The sequence below is a fragment of the Aliiruegeria haliotis genome, from assembly GCF_003003255.1.
In the GTDB taxonomy this organism is placed as follows: Bacteria; Pseudomonadota; Alphaproteobacteria; order Rhodobacterales; family Rhodobacteraceae; genus Tropicimonas; species Tropicimonas haliotis.
The window spans coordinates 1,193,850-1,213,121 of record NZ_PVTD01000001.1 but is presented as its reverse complement, the minus strand read 5'-3'; the positions used below and the strand labels follow the sequence as shown (position 1 = coordinate 1,213,121).

Sequence of the window (19,272 nt, the reverse complement as noted above, 5' to 3'; positions counted from 1 at the left end):
TAGACCGATGGAGCATCGCGCCACTGCAAACCGTTCCGCTTGACGTAGATGATCCCGCTAAGAACCCGCCGATCATCCACCCTGGGCCTACCCCGAGATTTCCGAAAGTGCGGTCGAAGACGCACCATCTGCGCCTCCGTCAACCAGTAGTAGTCGCTCATGCTGCCCCCATTGTTTTGCAGCGTGAAGCACGATCGTCCAACGGGCTCAAGAAGGTTTATGGGTCCTGACCCTAAACTGTTCTAGGAGTCGCTGCTACAGAGCCCGGGGATGAATCCGTCCGGGGTAGGGGGTGAAGCGTCGATCATCCTATTCGCGCACCAGAACCAAACAGATCTCAAGATTTTGGATTTTCATAAACGCCGTAACACGAGAGACTCGAGAACTATCCGTACTCCGTTGAATCAGTTTTCGAAAAAGTTTACATCGCCAACTTCACAATTAGTCGATAGCGTTTGACATTCTTCAGGTCGAGAGCCATCTACAATTCTATTTCTTAGATCGGAAAGGCAGACAAAACTTTCGACTTCACTGCCGGTAATGGTGGAGCGTTGATCAACTTCCTTGCCGAAAATATAGTTTCCGATTCTTGCCAGTTCTCCTAGCTCCTGAGTGGTCTTGTCCAAAAATTGAAGCCGATATAGCTGAGCGTTGGAGATTTTTACTGTCAATAACATGTCAGAAAGATCAGACTGGAAGTCTATCAGATCTCCATGCAGGGATTCCAACTCTCTGAAAATTTGCTTCAAAAGGTGCTGGTTGCATACAGAATATTCCTGGCCTTGAGTGGTCAAAACCTTCTCGGTGTTCTTCATGAGGTGTCTTTCTATAGTCTTCCAACAACAGATTCCATGCAGTTTAAGAGATCGACTGTTTCAAATGGTTTTCTTAGGAAGTTATTCATGCCCAACCTTTGACCGCGCTCTATTGTTTCTTTGTTGGCCTTTCCAGTAATGAGAATGAAGCCAATATTGCCAAGGTTGGGTTCCGACCGCAGGGACTGCAGTAGTTGCAGTCCGTCCATTCCAGGCATGTTGTAGTCCGAGATCACTAGGTGGGCGGGCCTTTCCACAAGGGCCGACAATGCACTCGGTCCATCGCTGGTATAACGTACATTTCGCACTCCAAAGCCATCGAGCGCTTGCAGGATAAGACCGCGGCTGGTGGACATGTCATCAACAACCATAACGTGGAGCAGTTCTCTAAGTGCCAAGGTTCTCGCCTTTCGTTCGCGCATGTGCGGATGTGGGTTGCGCCTCCCGGACGTACGTTGTTGTACCAATAGACAGAAAACGATGGGAGATCTCCAAGGGAATCCTTTCCGAATGTCCGATGAACATGAGCCCCCCGGGGCGGGAGGCGTCCCAGAACCTCTTCCACAAATGAACCTGGGACGGACGATCAAAATAAATAACCACATTCCTGCAAAAGATGGCGTCGTACTGTTTTCTGATGGGCCAAGAAGAAAACAGATTCAATTCTCTATATGATATGAGGTCCCGCACACTTCGCAATACTTGGTAGCGATTGCTGCAGTCTGGGTTTTTGACTTTTTGAAAATACTTCTTGAGGAGCGTGGGGGTGATCGACTCGGTTTGCGAGGCCGTGTAGGTAGCTTCTCTGGCGATCTTCAGGACGTGCTGATCAATATCGCTGGCAAGAATTCGAATATCCAAACTTCCTGCTTCGGGAATCGCCTCAAGGATTGTGATGGCGATTGATATAGGTTCCTGACCGCTTGAACATCCAGCGGACCAGATTCGAACCTCATGTCCTGATTTTGCTCTCTCGCGAATTCCCTCCATGTGTAGTTTTAGATACTCGAAGTGGTGTTTCTCACGAAAGAAGCTGGTGACGTTGGTCGTAAGGCAACTGATTAACTCCCGCCGCTCGGTTGCGGCGTTTGGTCCGTGTAGGATCTCTTGGTAGTCGGTCATGCTGTCGAGTTTCAAGGCCCTCAATCTCTTTGATACTCGCGATAGGACTATTGGAGCCTTCTCAGGCACAACAATCAGGCCTGCTTCTTCGTAGGCAATTTTGGATATATCGCTCAGGAGAGATTTCTGCTTGCCGTCGACGATGGGAAGGCGAATGTCATTGCTCACGCTAGGCAACATCTTTCGTTGTGTCTGGAAGAACGGAGTCCAAATCGAGGATTCGGAGCATCCGTCCCTGTGTCACGGTTATTGCTTCGACAAACGTGGTTCCTGCATCCGCGACCATTTCTGGTGGTTGCTGAAGTTCGGATTCTGAGATGGCAAGAATGTCGGATACTGCGTCCACGAGAACTCCAACCGTCTGGTGCTGCACCTTTGCGACGATAATAACGTTTCGTTCGCTTGCCTCTTCAACCTCTATGCCAAGTCGCTTTGCCAAGTCGACAATCGGCAGTACTGTTCCGCGAAGATTGATGACCCCGCGCACGAAGGGAGCTGCGTGAGGTAGTGGCGTCGGGCGCGTCCACCCGCGTATCTCGCGAACCGACATGATGTCGACTGAGTATTCTTGCTCACCGACCTTGAAAGATAGCAGCTCGCGCTCTGTCGGTTCGGGATGTGTTGCTTCACGTTCAATCATCGGTTTGCCTATCCAGTGGGGGCGAGCGCATCGGCTGTTGGTCGCGTTCGTCTGATTGCATGGGTCATCAGGTCAACAGGATCGAGAATCAACGCAACCTGGCCGTCTCCCAGGATCGTCGCTGCAGCTATTCCGGGTACGCGGCCGTAGCTGTCCTGCAGGCCCTTGATGACAACCTGCCGTTGTTCAAGGATCGAGTCGACGATCAGGGCTGCTTTCTCTCCGTCGTCCTTGGCAATCAGAAGGACCACAGCACCGTTGTGTGTTTTTTGGGGGGGGCGATATCCGAGCTCTGTACCGAGATCGAGAAGTGGTACGAATGATTCCCGTATCTGTAGGACCCGTGTGTACCGGCCGAGGGATCGAACGTCTTCGGGGCGCAACGTGAGCGTTTCGACAATTGCGCCCAATGGAACGACGAGCGTTTCGCCGGCAACATTCACGACCATCCCATCCAGAACCGCGAGGGTCAGTGGCAAGGATATCGAGAAGCTTGTTCCGCTTCCCGGTGTGGACGCAATGCTGACGCGTCCGCCCAGGTCCTGGATCGCATTTCGAACGACATCCATTCCGACGCCTCGGCCTGACAGGTTCGACACTTTGGAGGCTGTCGAAAAACCTGGAAGAAACAGCAGGCCGTCAGTTTCGCTGTCTGATAGCGACTGCCCCGCCGCCACCAGACCCTTTCCTTCGGCGATTTCTCTGACTTTCTTGCGGTCGATCCCTGCGCCGTCGTCGCTCACTTCGATGACCACCCGTCCGGATCGATGCGCTGCTGAAAGCGTGATGGTGCCTTCCTCGGACTTTCCGGTGTCGACCCTCTGTTGAGAATGCTCCAGGCCGTGGTCCACGGCATTTCTGATCATGTGGGTGAGGGGATCGGCGAGACGTTCGATGACGGTCTTGTCGACCTCGGTCGCCTCACCGTCGGTCACCATTCGGACACGCTTGCCGACCGCGCTTGACGATTCCCTGACAATGCGACCCATCCGCTGAAACAGCGACTTGACCGGTTGCGCGCGGATCATCATCACGCTGTCCTGGATGTCGCGGGTGAGTTGCATGAACTCTTCAAGCCCCTGTGACACCGGCGAGTTTGGTGGCACACCGGCCTGGGCGACACTTTGGGTGAGCATGGCCTGATTGATTACCAGTTCGCCCACCAGATTGACGAGTCGATCAATCCTTTCGAGGTCTACCCTGACAGTAGCTTTCGCGGGGCTTGGCGATGCTTGCCCCTGTTTCGCCGGTTTGCCCGGCTTCTGTGCTGGGCCTGGTGTGCTTTCCCCCTCGGCGGAGGTTTCCTTCGGCTTCTGCGGAGTAAGGTTTCTAGCAGGGGGGGGGGCTGTTCCCGTATCCGAAACGGTCAGTGTGATCCGTGGCGATGGGCTCTCCGGCGTGACTTGGGTGACATCGGCCACCACAGGGGCCGGTGCTTCGCTATCGCTTGCGGTGGACGATTCCAGTGGGGGGAGAGGTGGCAGGCCCGGGATGTGTGCCATCGGAGCCGGGTAAGAGGATGCATCGGCAATTTCCAGGTCACACAATCCGTCCACAAAATCGAATGCTTCCTCGATTTCCGGCTCGGAGGCGTCGGCGTCGACATGTATACTCCACGACAGGTAGGCGCCTTCGGGATCAAGATCGGACAAGGCCGGAATGCGGCTGGAATCACATTCGCAAGTGGTCTTTCCGACAGCATGCAAAGCGCGAATGAGGTGAAGGGGTTCGTTTCCCGACCGAAAGAGCTCCGGTTCGGGAGCAAAGGAAATCACGACACCGGACGGAGGCGCAGCGTCATCGCTGACTTCAAGCGGTGATTGCAGGGCTTCGATCGGTAACAGTGACAGCGCCATGGGCTGAAACGCGATAGCGGCTTCATCGTCCTCCTCGTCGTCGCTGCCTGCGATGGCCTCCAACTCCTTGAGCGTCGGATCAAAGGCCGTCGTATCTATGTCTTCGCCATCCCGGGACGCCCGAACGATATCGGACAGGACGTCCGCCGCTCGCATGAAGAGCAATGTCTCATCATGGCCAAGGGCCAGGTTTCCGTTCCTGACCTCGTCGAGAACCGTCTCGTAGCGATGCGCAAACCGCACCAGATCATCGAGGCCGAACGCTCCGGCCCCACCTTTCATGGAATGGACTGCCCGGAAACAGATATTGACGGTTTCAGGGTCGCTGTCGCCGGCGTCGATGGCGGTCAGTCCGTCCTGCAGGGATTCAAGCAACTCCTCGCATTCGATGAAGAACGAGGCACGGATTTCCTCCATGGGATCGGGTGTTGTCATTGCCCATCTCCAGTTCCTGCGACCATGTGCAGGGCGTGGACCAGTTTCTCCGGAACAAACGGCTTCACGATCCATCCGGTGGCCCCCGCGGCGCGCGCCCGTGCCTTGAGTTCCGGCGCGCTCTCGGTTGTCAGGACCAGAATGGGGGTCGCACGGTGGAGCGGTTGCTGCCGGACAGCCTCGATAAACCCGAACCCGTCAAGGCGTGGCATGTTGATATCGGTAATGATCGCGTCGGGGGATATGCCGCCAAGAACTTCGAGGCCGTGCATCCCGTCTTCCGCGAGGCTGGTCGAAATGCCGGCCTGGGTGAGAGCATACTTGAGCATGTCCCGGATCGTTCTGCTGTCATCGACGGCAAGGATGTTGAGGCTCATGCGGTCACTCCTCCGACGGTGATGTGGTCAGGGCTTCGGGAGCAAGACCAAGGATGGAGAGTTGCTCGACCAGAGCCTCCGACGGGTCGCATAGTGTCAGTCGGCGGCCTGCTTCCCCCCAGCTTCGGCGCGCCGAGAGCAGGACCTGAAGTCCGGGGGTTCCCACCTGGCGGACGCCGGACGCATCGAGTTCCAGATCGTCGCCAACGAGGTCTTTCAGCGCGTCGGCGATCGGGGCCGCGGCTGGCAGGTCCAGCCGCTCAGGCAGCGCGTACCGGGCGCTCACCGCAGACCCCACGCGGGATTGACTTGAACTGGCACGGCTCGAAAACCCTCTCGTCTGTTGCACGAAGAGGTCTAGGGGCCAAGCCGTTAAAATAGCGTTTCGGGAAACAGGTTTTCAGCGCGCGGCCAAAAGAGCCTCCAGATGCAAAGCCATGCCGGTCAATGCGGCGTCGTCATCGGAGACAACGGTCACGGGAAACTGCTCCATGAACGGGCCGAACCTGCCCTTGTCACACAGGGCGTCGACAAAGCCCATTTCCACGTAATAGGGCGCCATGGCACGCGCCACACCGCCAATCAGGAAGATGCCGCCAAATGGCAGCAACGTCAGGGCAAGGTCGCCTGCGACGGCACCGATCAGGCGGCTGAAGATCGCAGCGGCCTTGCGGCAGAGAGAATCGCCCGCAGCCACTGCCGACATGATTTCCTTGCCCTTAAGTGTCGCTTGCTCAGGCGCGCCGGATTCGTGGCAGACGAACTCGTGCAGCGCGACCAGACCGCGCCCGGACAAGGCGTCCTCCACCGCGGCAAACCCGTGATCCCGTTCCAGAAACCGAGCGAGGCGAATGTCCTCGTCCGTCCTGACCGGCAGCGCCACGTGGCCGCTTTCGGAGGGCGGTACGAACCGTCCCGAAGGCGTTGCGAAGACCGGTGCCGCATTGAACCCCGTGCCGATTCCGATCACCAGCTGGGTGGCCTCGACCCGGGGCGGGGGGCCGGCGACAACGGGGAAGAGGGCTTCGGCCGGAATGTGCCCCAGCGCATGTCCCTGCGCCTGAAGATCGTTCATCACGGTAACGGTACGGGCGCCTGTCGCGGCCGCGAGCGTGTGGGTGTCCAGTGTCCAGTCGAGATTGGTCAGGGTGCCGACGCCATCGCGCACGGGACCGGCCATCGCCAGGCAGGCCGCAGCGGGTGTCTCTGTGCCGGTCTCGGCGATGTAGCGGTGCAGAACCGGCTCAAGCGCGTCGTACTCGGCATTGGGATAGTGCCGGACAGAACCGTGTATCAGTTTGCCACCCTGAGAGAGGGCAACGCGCGTGTTGGTGCCGCCGATATCGGCGAGAAGGGAAGGGGCGGTCATCGCGGTCTCCTCAGCGGGACAGGGCGGATTTGAGGGCGTGGTAGGAGGCTTTCGGGGTGCGCTTCTGGGTTTCGAAATCGACATGGACCAATCCGAACCGCTTCTCGTACCCAAGCGCCCATTCGTAGTTGTCGAGCAGCGACCAGACGAAATACCCCTTCAGCGGCACACCATCGGCAATGGCCTCTCGTGCCCGCTCGAAATGGCTCTCAAGGAAACTGATGCGCATCGCGTCGTCGACGGCACCGTCCTGCACGACGTCCGGGTTCGCCATGCCGTTTTCGGTGATGTAAAGCGGCGTGTCGCCGGTGAACTCGCGGTGGCACATTCGCAGGAAATGCAGAAGACCCTCGGAGTAGATCTCCCAGCCCATCTGGGTCTTGGGCAGCGGGCCCTCGACCTCGCGCGTCGCAGGCCAGGGGCCGTCGGCCGCCGCGACGATGTTGCGGGTGTAGTAGTTGACACCGAGCCAGTCGACCTTGCTGCCGACAACGTCCATGTCATCCTGCCAGCCCTCGGGCAGGTGCCGGCCCACGTGGTGGAGGAACTCCTCCGGGTATTGTTTCCAGAAGAACCCGGAAATGAAGAAGCGGTTGTGCAGGTCGTCCATCCGCCGGGCGGCGGCCATCGTCTCCGGGCCGTCGTCGAAGGGTTCGGGATAGGTGAAATTGCATACCGCGCCAATCTCACCGATACCCATTGCCCGAAGCGCCTGAACGGCCGTGCCATGCGCCAGCGAGACATTGTGCATGGCGCGCACGGCGGTTCGGACATTGCGGACCCCCGGTGCGTGAGCTCCGAGGTAGTGGCTGAGAACGGAAACGCACCAAAGCTCGTTGATTGTCGCCGTCCGCCAAATGCGGTCGCCGATCCGACCCATCAGGATCTCGGCGTAGTCGGCAAACCACTTGGCCACATCCTTGTTGGCCCATCCACCGAGATCGTTGAGCGTCGAGGGAAGTTCCCAATGATAGAGCGTCAGCATCGGGTTGATGCCGCGCTCCAGCATGCCGTCGACGAGCTTGTCGTAGTAGTCGAGCCCCTCCTGGTTGACGGTCCCGCGGCCCTCGGGAAGCACCCGGGCCCAGGAGGCGGAGAAGCGGTAGGCGTCGAGGTTGGCATCTCGGATCAGGTCGAGGTCCTCGGGCCACCGATGGTAGTGGTCACAGGCGACGGCACCATTCTCCGCCCGCACGACATTGCCGGCGGTTTCTGCAAAGTCATCCCAGATCGTGCGGCCGGCGCCGCCGAACGCGTGGCCTTCGATCTGGTAGGCTGCGGTGGCCGCGCCGAAGACGAAGTCATCGGGGAAGTCGCTGCGTTTGAACATGGGGAACCTCAGGAATTGGGAGCGGGGCCGCTGGAAGGGCCGAGTGTCAGGGTGGCTTCGAGCTTGGTCCGGATCGGATCGGAGCCCGGTGTGTCGATCAGTTTCATCAGCATCTCGGCGCAGATATGGCCGGCCTTCCGCACCGGAGAACGCGTGGCCGTGAAAATAGGCACATCCTCGGTGCCGTTGGGAAGGTACGAGAGCGCGTCGTCATGGGTGACGATGGAGATATCCTGTCCCATGCGCAGCCCGCGCGACTCGATCGCCCGACGCACACCCATTGCGACCAGCAGGGAGGAGGTCAGAAAGGCCGTCGGCGGGGCCGGCATGGAGAGCATCCTGTTCGTGGTATTGAACCCGTAGACCTCCGTCATCGCCTCGCTTGCCATCAGCTCGGGAAAGACGGGCAGGCCGCGCTCGCTATGGGCATCGATGAAGCCGTCGCGGCGGCGATGGGCAAAATCCATTGCCTCGATCCCGTTCAGCAATGCGATCCTCTTGTGCCCGAGGTCCAGCAGATGGTCAGTGGCGCGGTGAAAGGCATGGCTGTTGTCCATGTCCATCCAGGAATACTGGTCGTCGTGATCCGACACCCTGCCGTGCACGACAAACGGCAGCCCGAGCTTCTTCAGCATGCTGATCCGTTCGTCGCCGGTCAGGGGCGCCTGCATGATCAGCCCGTCGACGCGCCCCTTTGTGGCCAACGCACGATAGACGGCCGTCTGGTCCGCCTCGGACACAAGCGACAGGACGATGTCGTATCCGCGGCCGGACAGCGTCTCTCCCGCGCCGGCAACGAAATCCGCAAAAACCGGGTTCACCATCTCGTGGCTGCTGGTCATCGGGATAACCAGTCCCACCGCCATGGCCTTGCCCGTCGCCAGCGACCGGGCGCGGCTGTCGGGGCGGTAGCCATACTTGATGGCCGCTTCCGTGACCCTCTTTCGGGTCGCTTCGGAAACTTCCGGGTAGCCATTGAGGGCGCGCGAGACAGTGGTCTGACTGAGCCCGAGGCTGGCGGCCAGGTCCTTGAGGTTCATCCGTGTTGAGTCCGATTTCGACATGGGGAGGTTACGCCTGTCTTCACGGCTAGTCAAAGGGCTTTGGGTCGGAATTTTGAGCAGGAAGCCGGGGAAAAGTCGCACCGCGGGTGAAAAAAGAGGTTATCTTTGTTTCGTTGACAGCCTGCGTGGGAGGTCTAGATTGATTGGCGTCCAAAGCGCTTTGAGATCGATTCGCGGCGCGGGCAAACTTGGTCGCCGGGGCGACGGCTCCGGGACTTACTCGGGAGGCTATTCATGAAATTGAACCTATTGGCCAGCGTGGCCGGTCTTGCCCTGATTGCCGGGGCGGCGAATGCAGAGCTGAGATTCGCGCCCGGAGAGGGTGCATTCAACTGGGACAGCTATGAGGCCCTGAAGTCTGTCGACCTCAGCGGCGAGCAGATCACGGTTTTCGGCCCGTGGCTCGGCCCGGACCAGGAACTCGTCGACAGCGTGCTGGAGTACTTCCGCGAAGCGACGGGCGCCGATGTACGCTACACCGGATCCGACAGCTTCGAGCAACAGATCGTGGTGGATGTCGAGGGTGGCTCGGCCCCGAATATCGCGATCTATCCCCAGCCGGGCCTTGCTGCCGACATGGCGGGCCGTGGCCAGCTGACACCGCTGCCGCAGGAAACCGCTGACTGGACCCGCGAGAACTATGCTGCCGGGCAATCCTGGGTGGACCTCGGGACCTATGCCGGACCTGGCGGCGAGGACGAGTATTACGGCTTCTTCTACAAGGTCGATGTGAAATCGCTGGTCTGGTACATCCCGGAGAACTTCGAGGATGCGGGCTACGAAGTGCCCGAGACCATGGAAGACCTCAAGGCTCTGACCGAGCAGATCGTTGCCGACGGCGAAACGCCGTGGTGCATCGGGCTCGGGTCCGGCGGGGCCACCGGCTGGCCGGCGACCGACTGGGTCGAGGACATGATGCTGCGCACGCAGGATCCGGCCACGTATGACATGTGGGTCACCAACGATCTGCCGTTCAACGACGAGAAGGTCGTGGCCGCCATCGAAGAGTTCGGCTGGTTTGCCCGCAATGACGACCATGTCGCCGGCGGTGCCGGGGCGGTTGCCTCCACCGATTTCCGCGACAGCCCCAAGGGTCTCTTCTCCTCGCCGCCGCAGTGCTACATGCACCGTCAGGCGTCGTTCATCCCGACCTTCTTCCCGGAAGGCACGGTGATCGGTGAGGATGCGGATTTCTTCTATTTCCCGGCCTATGCCGAGAAGGATCTCGGGAAGCCCGTTCTCGGCGCCGGCACCGTCTTTGCCATTACCAATGACAGCCCCGGTGCACAGGAGCTGATGAAGTTCCTTCAGTCGCCGATTGCGCATGAAGTCTGGATGGCACAATCCGGCTTCCTCACCCCGCACAAGGGCGTGAACACGGACCTCTTCGGCGATCCGACCCTCAAGAAGATGAACGATATCCTGCTGAACGCAGACACGTTCCGCTTCGACGGGTCCGACCTTATGCCGGGCGGCGTGGGCGCAGGCACCTTCTGGACAGGAATGGTGGACTACGCGGGCGGCGCGGATGCTCAGACGGTCGCCGACGAGATCCAGAACTCCTGGGACGCTCTGAAGTAACCTGACAAACACCAGTGGGCGGCTCGTACCGGGCCGCCCGCTTCGCCATTCATGATCGCCATGGGGAGGACGTCATGCATCCGGCCTTGCAGGGTCTCGTAACCATAATCATCGGTGTCGGCGGCTGCGTCGGGTACTTTGTCCTTTCCAACTACCTCCTGGACAGGTTCCTGCTGCCCGCACGCGCCTTCAGCGCCGAGCAGACCGCGGCGCGGCGCAAGCTTGGCACGATCTTCCTGTTCGCGATCCCGTCCGTGCTGATCGCGATCGGTTTCCTGATGACCGACGCGCTGTTCTCGGTTCAGGGCTTCCTCTGGCTTGTCTTGGCCGGTGCGCTGATCCTCGGATTGTGGAGGCTCAACGACTTCGTTTTCGGCTCCGGCGCGACCACCGCCGGCCGCAACATCTCCAGGGCCAACATGATCCGGCCCTGGCTTTTCTTGCTGCCGGCCATGGTAGCGCTGGGGCTCTACCTGACCTATCCCGTTTTTGAGACGTTCCGGCTGTCCTTCACGCAGCGGATCCCGGGCGGCTACGAGTTCGTCGGTGTCGACAACTACACCCAGATGATGAGCGAGCCGAAATTCTGGGAGGCGATGCGCAACAACATGCTCTGGTTGTTCGTGGTGCCGGCCATGTCCACGGCTATGGGCCTGATCGTGGCCCAGCTGACCGACCGTATCTCCTGGGGCAATATCGCGAAGATGCTGATCTTCATGCCGATGGCGATCTCTTTCGTCGGCGCTTCGGTGATCTGGAAGCTGATGTACGACGCACGCCCCGCCGAGCAGGACCAGATCGGCGTGCTGAACGCAATCTGGGTCAGTTTCGGCGGCGAACCGCAGCAATGGCTGACGCTGCCGATCTGGAACAGCTTCTTCCTGATGGTCGTTCTGATCTGGATCCAGACCGGGTTTGCCATGGTCATCCTGTCCGCGGCCCTGCGGGGCATCCCAGAGGAAACCGTCGAGGCGGCGATCGTCGACGGGGCAGGGCCCTTCACGATCTTCTTCAAGATCAAGGTGCCACAGATCATGCCCACGATCGTCGTCGTGTGGACGACGATCACGCTCACCGTGCTCAAGGTCTTCGACATCGTGTTTGCCATGACCAACGGCCAGTGGGGAACGCAGGTGCTTGCCAACTACATGTACGACAAGCTCTTCCGCGCCAATGACTGGGGCGTGGGGTCGGCGGCCGCCATGGTCATCATGCTGCTGGTCACGCCGATCCTTGTCATGAACGTGCGCAACGCGCGCCGCGAGATGAAGTAGGGGGCAGGATCATGGACAATATTGCAGGAACCAAATCCGGTCTGACCTGGGCAGTTCATCTGTCCGTGGCGTTTCTCGTCATCCTCTGGCTCTTTCCGACGGTGGGGCTTTTTGTGTCCTCGTTCCGGACCGCGGACCAGATCGCGACATCCGGCTGGTGGAAATCCATGTTCCCCGCCGAGCAAAACCTGGTCATTCGCGCCGCTGCTCCGGATACCCAGGTGCAGCAGGGCGATCTCTACGTGATCGAGGGAGACCTGTTCGAAGGGCGCTCCGCCGGCACTGTGTCCGTCTGGGGCATCTCTTCCCGCGCCATCGCGGACTACAAGGCCGGAGATACCGCTGAGCTGAACAAGGGCGGCACCATCACCGTCAATCCGGACGGCACTTACAGGATGGAAAACACGGAGGAATTCACCGGGTCGCGTGGTCAGAGGGTGTTCATCACCGCCACGACCCCACCGGAGTTCACCACGGCAAACTACGAGAGCATGTTGCTCGACCCGAGAAACTCCGAAGGCATGACCAAGGCCTTCTTCTCGACGCTGACGGTGACCATTCCCTCCACGGTGATCCCGATCGTGATTGCCGCATTCGCCGCCTATGCGCTCGCCTGGATGGAGTTCCCCGGCCGTGCGCTGCTGATTGCAGCCGTTGTCGGACTGCTGGTCGTGCCGCTGCAACTGGCGCTGATCCCGCTGTTGAAGTTCCACAATGTGATCGGCATTGGAAAGGGGTACGTCGGGGTGTGGCTCGCGCATACGGGGTTCGGCTTGCCGCTCGCGATCTACCTGCTCAGGAACTACATGGTCGGGTTGCCACGCGACATCATCGAGAATGCCAAGGTCGATGGCGCGACGGATTTCCAGATCTTCGTGAAGATCATCCTGCCGCTGTCTTTCCCGGCGCTCGCTTCCTTCGCGATCTTCCAGTTCCTCTGGACCTGGAACGACCTGCTTGTCGCAATGGTGTTCCTTGTGGACTCGACCGGTGAGACGACGGTCATGACCAAGCAGATCGTCGAGCTTCTCGGCACCCGCGGCGGCAATTGGGAAATCCTCGCCACGGCGGCCTTCATCTCCATGGCGGTGCCGATCGCGGTCTTCTTTGCCATGCAACGTTACCTCGTGCGCGGTCTGCTGGCCGGCTCTGTCAAGTAGGGCTCATAAATGTCTGATACCATAGTGAAAAATGCCTCGGTCGATCCGGATTGGTGGCGTGGTGCGGTGATCTACCAGATCTACCCGCGGTCCTATCAGGACAGCAATGGCGACGGGATCGGCGATATCCCGGGCATCATCGAGCGGTTGCCCTACATTGCCTCACTCGGGGTGGATTGCATCTGGATCTCGCCATTCTTTACCTCGCCGATGCTGGACTTCGGATACGACGTTTCGAACTACCGCGACATCGACCCGATGTTCGGCACGCTGGGTGACTTCGACACCATGATCGAGACCGCCCACGGGCTTGGTATCAAGGTGATGATCGACCTCGTGCTGTCGCACACCTCCGACCAGCATCCCTGGTTCAAGGAAAGTCGGGCAAGCCGCGATAACCCAAAGAAAGACTGGTATGTCTGGGCGGATCCGAAACCGGATGGAACCCCGCCGACAAACTGGCTCTCGATCTTTGGCGGTTCGGCCTGGGAATGGGACGGCGAGCGTATGCAGTACTACCTGCACAACTTCCTGATCGAGCAGCCGGATCTTAACTTCCACGAGCCCGAGGTGCAGGAAGCGCTTCTGGATGTGGCCCGGTTCTGGCTGGAAAAGGGCGTCGACGGGTTCAGGCTGGACACGGTAAATTTCTATTTTCATGATAAGCACTTGCGGGACAATCCTCCGCTTGCGCCGGAGGAGATCAACGACAAGACCGCGCCGGCGGTGAACCCGTACAACTTCCAGGACCACCTGTTCGACAAATCCCGTCCGGAAAACATCGCGTTCCTCCGGAAACTCCGCCGCCTGATGAACCTCTATCCGGCGATCACATCGGTGGGCGAAGTCGGCGAGGGGCAGCGAGGGGCGGAGGTGCAGGCTGCGTATACCTCGGGCGGCGATAAGCTGCACATGTGCTATGATTTCGCCTTTCTTTCCAACGAGTTTCCGACCGGTCTTCATGTCGGAAACGTGGTGGAGACCTTTGATGGCATGGCGGCGGATGGCTGGGCCTGTTGGGCCTTCTCGAACCACGACGTGCCGCGTCACCGGAGCCGTTGGTCCCTGACCGAAACACAGCAGCGCCTTTACGCCGCGGTGCTCATGGGGCTCCGGGGTACGGTCTGTCTCTACCAGGGAGAGGAGTTGGGCCTGACGGAGGCCGATGTTTCCTTCGAGGACCTGCAGGACCCCTACGGCAAACGGTTCTGGCCGAAGTTCAAGGGGCGGGACGGGTGCCGGACGCCGATGGTCTGGTCCGGCGAGGCTGCGAACGGTGGCTTCTCAGAGGGGACTCCCTGGCTGCCGGTGGCGCCCGAGCACCTGGACAAGTCGGTGGCCGCCCAGGAACGTGACCCGAATGCTCTGCTGCATTTTTATCGCAGGATCATTGCGCTCCGCGGCGCACATCCGGCCCTGCAAAAAGGCAGCTTTCTGCCGCATATCGTAGAAGACGGTTTCCTTGCCTTTGTCCGGGAGCACGGGGGCGAGCGTGTCTTCTGCGCGTTCAACCTGTCGGACAACGCCCGGGCAATCGACTTGCCGCCGGGCAACTGGGCCGCAGTGCCGGACAATCCATTCAGCTCGACAATCGATGCAGGCGGGGCCACGTTGCCGCCGTACCAGGCGGTGTTCGCGACCGCCAAACCGGCCTGAGGAGGGGGAACAGATGGCAGGACTGAAACTGACCGATGTCGCCAAGAGCTATGGCGATGTATCCGTTCTGAAGGACATCAACCTGGACATCGACGCGGGGGAGCTGATCGTCTTTGTCGGTCCGTCCGGCTGCGGCAAGTCCACGCTTCTGCGGATGATCGCGGGCCTGGAGAGGATTACCGGCGGCGAGTTGCAGATCGACGGGCAGGTGGTCAACGACGTGCCGCCGGCGCAGCGGGGCATCGCGATGGTGTTCCAGAGCTACGCGCTTTATCCGCACATGACTGTCTATGACAACATGGCCTTCGCGTTGAAACTGGCGAAGATGAGCAAGCAGGAAATCGACGACGCGGTGCGCAAAGCCGCCGACATCCTGCAACTCACGCCCTATCTCGACCGGTTGCCGAAGGCGCTTTCGGGCGGGCAACGCCAGCGTGTCGCCATCGGCCGCTGTATCGTGCGTGATCCCAAGGTCTTCCTCTTCGACGAGCCGCTGTCCAACCTCGATGCTGCCCTCCGTGTCGCCACCCGGCTGGAGATCGCGCAGCTCAAGGAAAGCATGCCGGATCGCACCATGATCTACGTCACCCATGACCAGGTGGAGGCGATGACGCTTGCCTCCCGGATCGTTGTGCTGGCCAACAAGGGCATCAGCCAGGTCGGTACGCCGCTGGAGCTTTATGAGAAGCCGCGCAACGAGTTCGTGGCGCAATTCATAGGCTCACCCGCGATGAACCTCTTCCCCGGTGAGATTACCGCGACGGGCGAGCGGACAACGATCCGGCTGGCCGACGACCATGGTGACATCGTGTCGGCCTATCCCTCGACCGCGGCGGACATGGGCAAGACCGTCAACGTCGGCGTCCGACCCGAAGACATGCATGTGTCCGAGGACGGGACCGGGTACACGGGGACAGTTGACGTTCAGGAGAATCTCGGGGAGGTTACGCTGCTCTTCTTCGTGCCCGATGCGCCGGGCAAGGACCCCGTCATCGCCAAGCTTCCCGGCATTCACCGTGGTCTGAAGGGGCAGACCCTTCACATGACCGCTTCACCTGAAAAGGTCCATGTTTTCATGGACGGAACCTCATTGTTGTATCGCTGATGCCCGCACCCAGGAACCCGATCAAACACGCCCTGTCCGAAGGCCGCCTGCAAATGGGCTGTTGGCTGGATCTCGGACACCCTCCCATCGCCTCCATCGCGGCAAGCGCCGGTTTCGACTGGTGTCTCATCGATGCCGAGCACGGGCCGAACACGCTGGACATGATCCATGCGCAGCTCAACGCCATGCAGGGGTTCGACGCCGCGCCGGTCGTGCGCGTGGCCTGGGGGGAGGATTGGATCCTGAAGCGGGTTCTGGACCTCGGCGTCCAGACGATCATGGTTCCGATGGTCGACACGCCGGAACAGGCCGCGGCTGTCGTGGCCGCCTGCAAGTACCCGCCCGAGGGCATTCGCGGCCGTGGGGCGATGCTGGGGCGGGCCACGAACTACGCAGCGATCACGGACTATGATTCCACCGCGAATGACGAGATCTGCGTGATCGTTCAGATCGAGACCGCGACGGCACTGGAGAACCTCGAAGCCATTGCCGCCGTTCCCGGTGTCGATTGCGTCTTCGTCGGTCCGGCCGACCTTTCGGCGAACCTCGGCTTTCGGGACAATGGCGACGATCCCGAGATCGTGGAGATCATCGAAACAGCGATCCGCCGGATTGCGGCCACCGGCAAGGCGGCCGGGATCATTCACTACGATTCCGACCTCTATCCGCGGTTTCAGGAGCTCGGGGCGCGGTTCCTCGGGGTTGGGGCGGATGCAACGACGGTTGCGGCCGCCATCCGTGAGCTTGCCACGACGGCGCGCGCAACCCTGACCTGACACGCCTGCCGCCTTTCCGGGTTGCGGGCCCGACGACGCGTTGACGTCAACCGCGTGTACGGGCGGCGAAGATGAAGCCGAGGAAGTTCAGCGCCACCTGCGCGGCGAGAATGCTCGTGACCCGTGCCGGATCGTGGTCGGGAGAGACCTCGACAAGGTCGAACCCCACGATCCTGTTCCGCCTGGCGACACCTTGAAGAAGCTCCAGCACCTCGTAGTAGAGGAACCCGCCGTGTGACGGCGTTCCGGTTCCCGGCGCGATGGAGGGGCAGAAGGCGTCGATATCGAGGGTCACATAGAGGCGGGCCCCGTCCGGGATCCGGTCCAGCACGGCCTCCGTGCCGAGCTTTCGGACTTGCCGGACAGACAGGATATCGGAGCCCATGTCGCGTGCGGCGGCATAGCCTTCCTTCGCGGTCGAGCTGACGTTGCGGATGCCCAGTTGGGTCAGGCCCGTGACATGGTCCCTCTCGGCGGCACGGCGCATCGGGTTGCCGTGGCCATGGCGGACCCCGTGCCGTTCATCCACGAAATCTAGGTGGGCGTCGATCTGCAGGAGGTGGAACGGCGCCTGATCGTCGAAGGCACAAATGCAGGGAATGTTCACGGAGTGGTCGCCGCCGATGACAACGGGCAGCGCGCCGGCTTTCAGGATGGCGCGCACACCGGCCTCGATATTGGCGTGGCTCTTCTCGGTGTCGGTGTGGACGATGTCGGCATCCCCGATATCGACGATCCGTACGTCGGGGCCGAGGTAAACCTCGTCGTCCTCATGATCATAGGCGCCCGCATGGCCAAAGCTGAAGAGCGTGGAGGCTTCGCGAACACCACGCGGCCCGAACCGCGCGCCAGCGCGAAACTGGGTGCCGGCATCGAACGGTGCGCCCAGGATCGCGGCATCCGCCTCGATCGCGTTCCAGTCGGTCACCAAGGGGCGTTTCCCGAAGGTCGAGACGCCGACGAAGGGCAGATCAAGCCGCCCGCTTTCATATCCATGTCCACTCATGGCGCGGAGTTTTGCAACAAGATCTGCCACTGCCAAGTGGGAATCCCCGAAATGCGGGGTTTCATGCGACGTCAAAGCGTGTATAGGGGGTGCGCCAAACGACCCCCCTCCAGGAGGATGCCATGGAGATTCGTGAGGCCCTGACCTTCGATGATGTTCTGCTCGTTCCCGCCGAGAGCAAGGTGCTGCCGGCGACGGCCGATACCTCGACCTTTGTGACCAAGTCCATCCGGATGAATATTCCGCTGCTCAGCTCGGCGATGGACACCGTGACCGAAGCCCGCATGGCTATTGCCATGGCGCAGGCCGGCGGCATCGGTGTCATTCACCGCAACCTCGATATCGAGGAGCAGGCCCGACAGATCCGCCGTGTGAAGCGCTTCGAAAGCGGCGTTGTCTACAACCCGATCACCCTGACCCCGGACCAGACGCTGGCCGATGCGAAGGCGCTTCAGGATCGCTACAACATCACCGGTTTCCCGGTGGTGGACGAGAGGGGCCTTGTCGTTGGCATCGTGACCAACCGGGATATGAGGTTCGCCCACGAGGATGAAACCCCGGTCAAGGCAATGATGACCGCCGAGAAGCTCGCTGTCCTGACCGAGCCGGCCGATCTGGGCGAAGCCCGCGCGATGATGCGCGAGCGTCGTATCGAGAAACTGCTGGTGACGGACAAGGCCGGCAAGCTCACCGGGTTGCTGACCTTGAAGGACATCGATCAGGCGGTGCTGAACCCGCAAGCCTGCAAGGACGAGCTTGGCCGGCTCCGGGTTGCAGGCGCCTCGACCGTGGGCGACGCCGGTTTCGAACGCTCCGCCGCGCTTGTGGAGGCGGGGGTCGACATGATCGTGATCGATACCGCGCATGGCCATTCCGAAGGGGTGGGGCTCGCTGTCGAACGGGTGAAGAAGCTGTCCAACGAAGTGCAAGTGGTTGCCGGGAATGTCGCGACCGGCGAGGCGACCCGTGCGCTGATCGGGTCCGGGGCGGATGCAATCAAGGTCGGCATCGGACCGGGGTCGATATGCACCACGCGGATGGTGGCAGGCGTCGGCGTGCCACAGCTCACCGCGATCTCCGATTGTGCCGAGGCGGCCCAGGCCAGCGGCGTGCCGGTAATCGCCGACGGGGGCATCAAGTTCTCCGGCGACTTCGCCAAGGCGATCGCTGCCGGAGCATCCTGCGCAATGGTCGGATCCATGCTCGCGGGCACCGACGAATCCCCGGGCGAGGTCATCCTGTACCAGGGGCGGTCCTTCAAATCCTATCGCGGAATGGGCAGTCTTGGCGCCATGGCGCGCGGCTCGGCCGACCGCTATTTCCAGAAGGACGCGGCCTCTGACAAGCTGGTTCCGGAAGGGATCGAAGGACAGGTTCCCTACAAGGGCTCTGCCGGCGCCGTGATCCACCAGCTTGTGGGTGGCCTGCGCGCGGCCATGGGGTACACCGGCAAACCGACCGTGGCCGAGATGCGGGGCGGGTGCCAGTTCGTGAAGATCACCGGCGCCGGGCTCAAGGAAAGTCATGTGCATGATGTCCAGATCACGCGGGAAAGCCCGAATTACCGTTTGGGGTGAGTGGGTTGAATAACGGAGTCGGCCCGCCGTCGTAGCGGGCCGATCCGTCGTTGGCCCGGGCTGGGGCAAGGGGGCTCACATCGGTCCCGCTTCAGGGGATGCGAGCAGGTTTCGTATCGGCCCCTCGTA

General features: G+C 60.8%; 19 protein-coding genes. 7 read left to right on the top strand and 12 right to left on the bottom strand.

Features of this window, described 5'->3' with window-relative positions; translation table 11 throughout:
• The 11 genes from CLV78_RS05410 to CLV78_RS05360 form a co-directional block, all read right to left on the bottom strand.
• The coding region (locus CLV78_RS05410; protein ID WP_146136638.1) for a transposase at positions 1–161 on the bottom strand (161 nt) is incomplete at its 3' end.
• A gap of 243 nt (positions 162–404) precedes the next feature.
• On the bottom strand, positions 405–815 hold the full coding sequence (locus CLV78_RS05405) for a hypothetical protein (RefSeq protein ID WP_106203686.1): 411 nt from the start codon (positions 813–815) through the stop codon (positions 405–407).
• Positions 816–826: 11 nt separating this feature from the next.
• A complete protein-coding gene (locus CLV78_RS05400; RefSeq protein WP_106203685.1) occupies positions 827–1,213 on the bottom strand; it encodes a response regulator in 387 nt (128 codons plus the stop codon).
• Positions 1,203–2,105, bottom strand: a complete 903-nt coding sequence (locus CLV78_RS05395) for a CheR family methyltransferase (RefSeq protein WP_158263441.1) — start codon at positions 2,103–2,105, stop codon at positions 1,203–1,205. The genes CLV78_RS05400 and CLV78_RS05395 overlap by 11 nt, the downstream gene beginning before the upstream one ends.
• 1 nt (position 2,106) lies before the next feature.
• Entirely contained in the window at positions 2,107–2,577 is a 471-nt protein-coding gene (locus CLV78_RS05390) for a chemotaxis protein CheW (protein WP_106203683.1), read from the bottom strand.
• Positions 2,578–2,585: 8 nt separating this feature from the next.
• Positions 2,586–4,850, bottom strand: a complete 2,265-nt coding sequence (locus CLV78_RS05385) for a chemotaxis protein CheA (RefSeq protein WP_425427917.1) — start codon at positions 4,848–4,850, stop codon at positions 2,586–2,588.
• Positions 4,851–4,864: 14 nt separating this feature from the next.
• Positions 4,865–5,245 carry a response regulator gene (locus tag CLV78_RS05380; protein ID WP_106203681.1) on the bottom strand — a complete coding sequence of 127 codons (381 nt, stop codon included), beginning with the start codon at positions 5,243–5,245 and terminating at the stop codon, positions 4,865–4,867.
• 4 nt (positions 5,246–5,249) lie between these two features.
• A complete protein-coding gene (locus tag CLV78_RS05375; RefSeq protein WP_158263440.1) occupies positions 5,250–5,531 on the bottom strand; it encodes an STAS domain-containing protein in 282 nt (93 codons plus the stop codon).
• Between the two features lie 114 nt (positions 5,532–5,645).
• Positions 5,646–6,614, bottom strand: coding sequence for a glucokinase (locus tag CLV78_RS05370; RefSeq protein ID WP_106203679.1), 969 nt, complete (start codon positions 6,612–6,614; stop codon positions 5,646–5,648).
• Positions 6,615–6,624: 10 nt separating this feature from the next.
• Positions 6,625–7,944, bottom strand: a complete 1,320-nt coding sequence (locus CLV78_RS05365; RefSeq protein ID WP_106203678.1) for a GH1 family beta-glucosidase — start codon at positions 7,942–7,944, stop codon at positions 6,625–6,627.
• An 8-nt stretch (positions 7,945–7,952) separates the two neighbouring features.
• Positions 7,953–8,984 carry a substrate-binding domain-containing protein gene (locus tag CLV78_RS05360; RefSeq protein ID WP_106203677.1) on the bottom strand — a complete coding sequence of 344 codons (1,032 nt, stop codon included), beginning with the start codon at positions 8,982–8,984 and terminating at the stop codon, positions 7,953–7,955.
• A 258-nt stretch (positions 8,985–9,242) separates the two neighbouring features.
• On the opposite strand from CLV78_RS05360, the gene CLV78_RS05355 reads away from it, so the two are divergent.
• The 6 genes from CLV78_RS05355 (at position 9,243) to CLV78_RS05325 (ending at position 16,560) form a co-directional block, all read left to right on the top strand.
• Positions 9,243–10,589: an ABC transporter substrate-binding protein gene (locus CLV78_RS05355; RefSeq protein ID WP_106203676.1), complete on the top strand. Its 1,347-nt coding sequence runs from the start codon at positions 9,243–9,245 to the stop codon at positions 10,587–10,589.
• A gap of 74 nt (positions 10,590–10,663) precedes the next feature.
• On the top strand, positions 10,664–11,863 hold the full coding sequence (locus tag CLV78_RS05345; RefSeq protein ID WP_245924834.1) for a carbohydrate ABC transporter permease: 1,200 nt from the start codon (positions 10,664–10,666) through the stop codon (positions 11,861–11,863).
• Positions 11,864–11,874: 11 nt separating this feature from the next.
• Complete coding sequence (locus CLV78_RS05340) at positions 11,875–13,023, top strand: carbohydrate ABC transporter permease (protein ID WP_106203675.1); 1,149 nt, start codon at positions 11,875–11,877, stop codon at positions 13,021–13,023.
• Between the two features lie 9 nt (positions 13,024–13,032).
• Positions 13,033–14,679 carry an alpha-amylase family glycosyl hydrolase gene (locus CLV78_RS05335; protein WP_106203674.1) on the top strand — a complete coding sequence of 549 codons (1,647 nt, stop codon included), beginning with the start codon at positions 13,033–13,035 and terminating at the stop codon, positions 14,677–14,679.
• 13 nt (positions 14,680–14,692) lie between these two features.
• Entirely contained in the window at positions 14,693–15,784 is a 1,092-nt protein-coding gene (locus CLV78_RS05330) for an ABC transporter ATP-binding protein (RefSeq protein WP_106203673.1), read from the top strand.
• Positions 15,784–16,560, top strand: a complete 777-nt coding sequence (locus CLV78_RS05325; RefSeq protein ID WP_106203672.1) for an HpcH/HpaI aldolase family protein — start codon at positions 15,784–15,786, stop codon at positions 16,558–16,560. The genes CLV78_RS05330 and CLV78_RS05325 overlap by 1 nt, the downstream gene beginning before the upstream one ends.
• A 46-nt stretch (positions 16,561–16,606) precedes the next feature.
• Here CLV78_RS05325 and speB read toward each other — a convergent pair whose 3' ends face one another.
• On the bottom strand, positions 16,607–17,566 hold the full coding sequence (gene speB / locus CLV78_RS05320; RefSeq protein WP_106203783.1) for an agmatinase: 960 nt from the start codon (positions 17,564–17,566) through the stop codon (positions 16,607–16,609).
• Between the two features lie 122 nt (positions 17,567–17,688).
• Here speB and guaB point away from each other — a divergent pair, with 122 nt between their 5' ends.
• Positions 17,689–19,143, top strand: coding sequence for an IMP dehydrogenase (guaB, locus tag CLV78_RS05315; RefSeq protein ID WP_106203671.1), 1,455 nt, complete (start codon positions 17,689–17,691; stop codon positions 19,141–19,143).
• Positions 19,144–19,272: the final 129 nt, after the last annotated feature.

What these genes read in the sequence shown, in the direction of transcription:
- CLV78_RS05380 (WP_106203681.1), bottom strand. Translation starts at nt 5,245, where the DNA reads ATGAGCCTCAACATCCTTGCCGTCGATGACAGCAGAACGATCCGGGAC.
- CLV78_RS05345 (WP_245924834.1), top strand. Translation starts at nt 10,664, where the DNA reads ATGCATCCGGCCTTGCAGGGTCTCGTAACCATAATCATCGGTGTCGGC.
- CLV78_RS05390 (WP_106203683.1), bottom strand. Translation starts at nt 2,577, where the DNA reads ATGATTGAACGTGAAGCAACACATCCCGAACCGACAGAGCGCGAGCTG.
- CLV78_RS05370 (WP_106203679.1), bottom strand. Translation starts at nt 6,614, where the DNA reads ATGACCGCCCCTTCCCTTCTCGCCGATATCGGCGGCACCAACACGCGC.
- CLV78_RS05340 (WP_106203675.1), top strand. Translation starts at nt 11,875, where the DNA reads ATGGACAATATTGCAGGAACCAAATCCGGTCTGACCTGGGCAGTTCAT.
- CLV78_RS05355 (WP_106203676.1), top strand. Translation starts at nt 9,243, where the DNA reads ATGAAATTGAACCTATTGGCCAGCGTGGCCGGTCTTGCCCTGATTGCC.
- guaB (WP_106203671.1), top strand. Translation starts at nt 17,689, where the DNA reads ATGGAGATTCGTGAGGCCCTGACCTTCGATGATGTTCTGCTCGTTCCC.
- CLV78_RS05365 (WP_106203678.1), bottom strand. Translation starts at nt 7,944, where the DNA reads ATGTTCAAACGCAGCGACTTCCCCGATGACTTCGTCTTCGGCGCGGCC.
- CLV78_RS05335 (WP_106203674.1), top strand. Translation starts at nt 13,033, where the DNA reads ATGTCTGATACCATAGTGAAAAATGCCTCGGTCGATCCGGATTGGTGG.
- CLV78_RS05330 (WP_106203673.1), top strand. Translation starts at nt 14,693, where the DNA reads ATGGCAGGACTGAAACTGACCGATGTCGCCAAGAGCTATGGCGATGTA.
- CLV78_RS05325 (WP_106203672.1), top strand. Translation starts at nt 15,784, where the DNA reads ATGCCCGCACCCAGGAACCCGATCAAACACGCCCTGTCCGAAGGCCGC.
- CLV78_RS05385 (WP_425427917.1), bottom strand. Translation starts at nt 4,850, where the DNA reads ATGGAGGAAATCCGTGCCTCGTTCTTCATCGAATGCGAGGAGTTGCTT.
- speB (WP_106203783.1), bottom strand. Translation starts at nt 17,566, where the DNA reads ATGAGTGGACATGGATATGAAAGCGGGCGGCTTGATCTGCCCTTCGTC.
- CLV78_RS05360 (WP_106203677.1), bottom strand. Translation starts at nt 8,984, where the DNA reads ATGAACCTCAAGGACCTGGCCGCCAGCCTCGGGCTCAGTCAGACCACT.
- CLV78_RS05405 (WP_106203686.1), bottom strand. Translation starts at nt 815, where the DNA reads ATGAAGAACACCGAGAAGGTTTTGACCACTCAAGGCCAGGAATATTCT.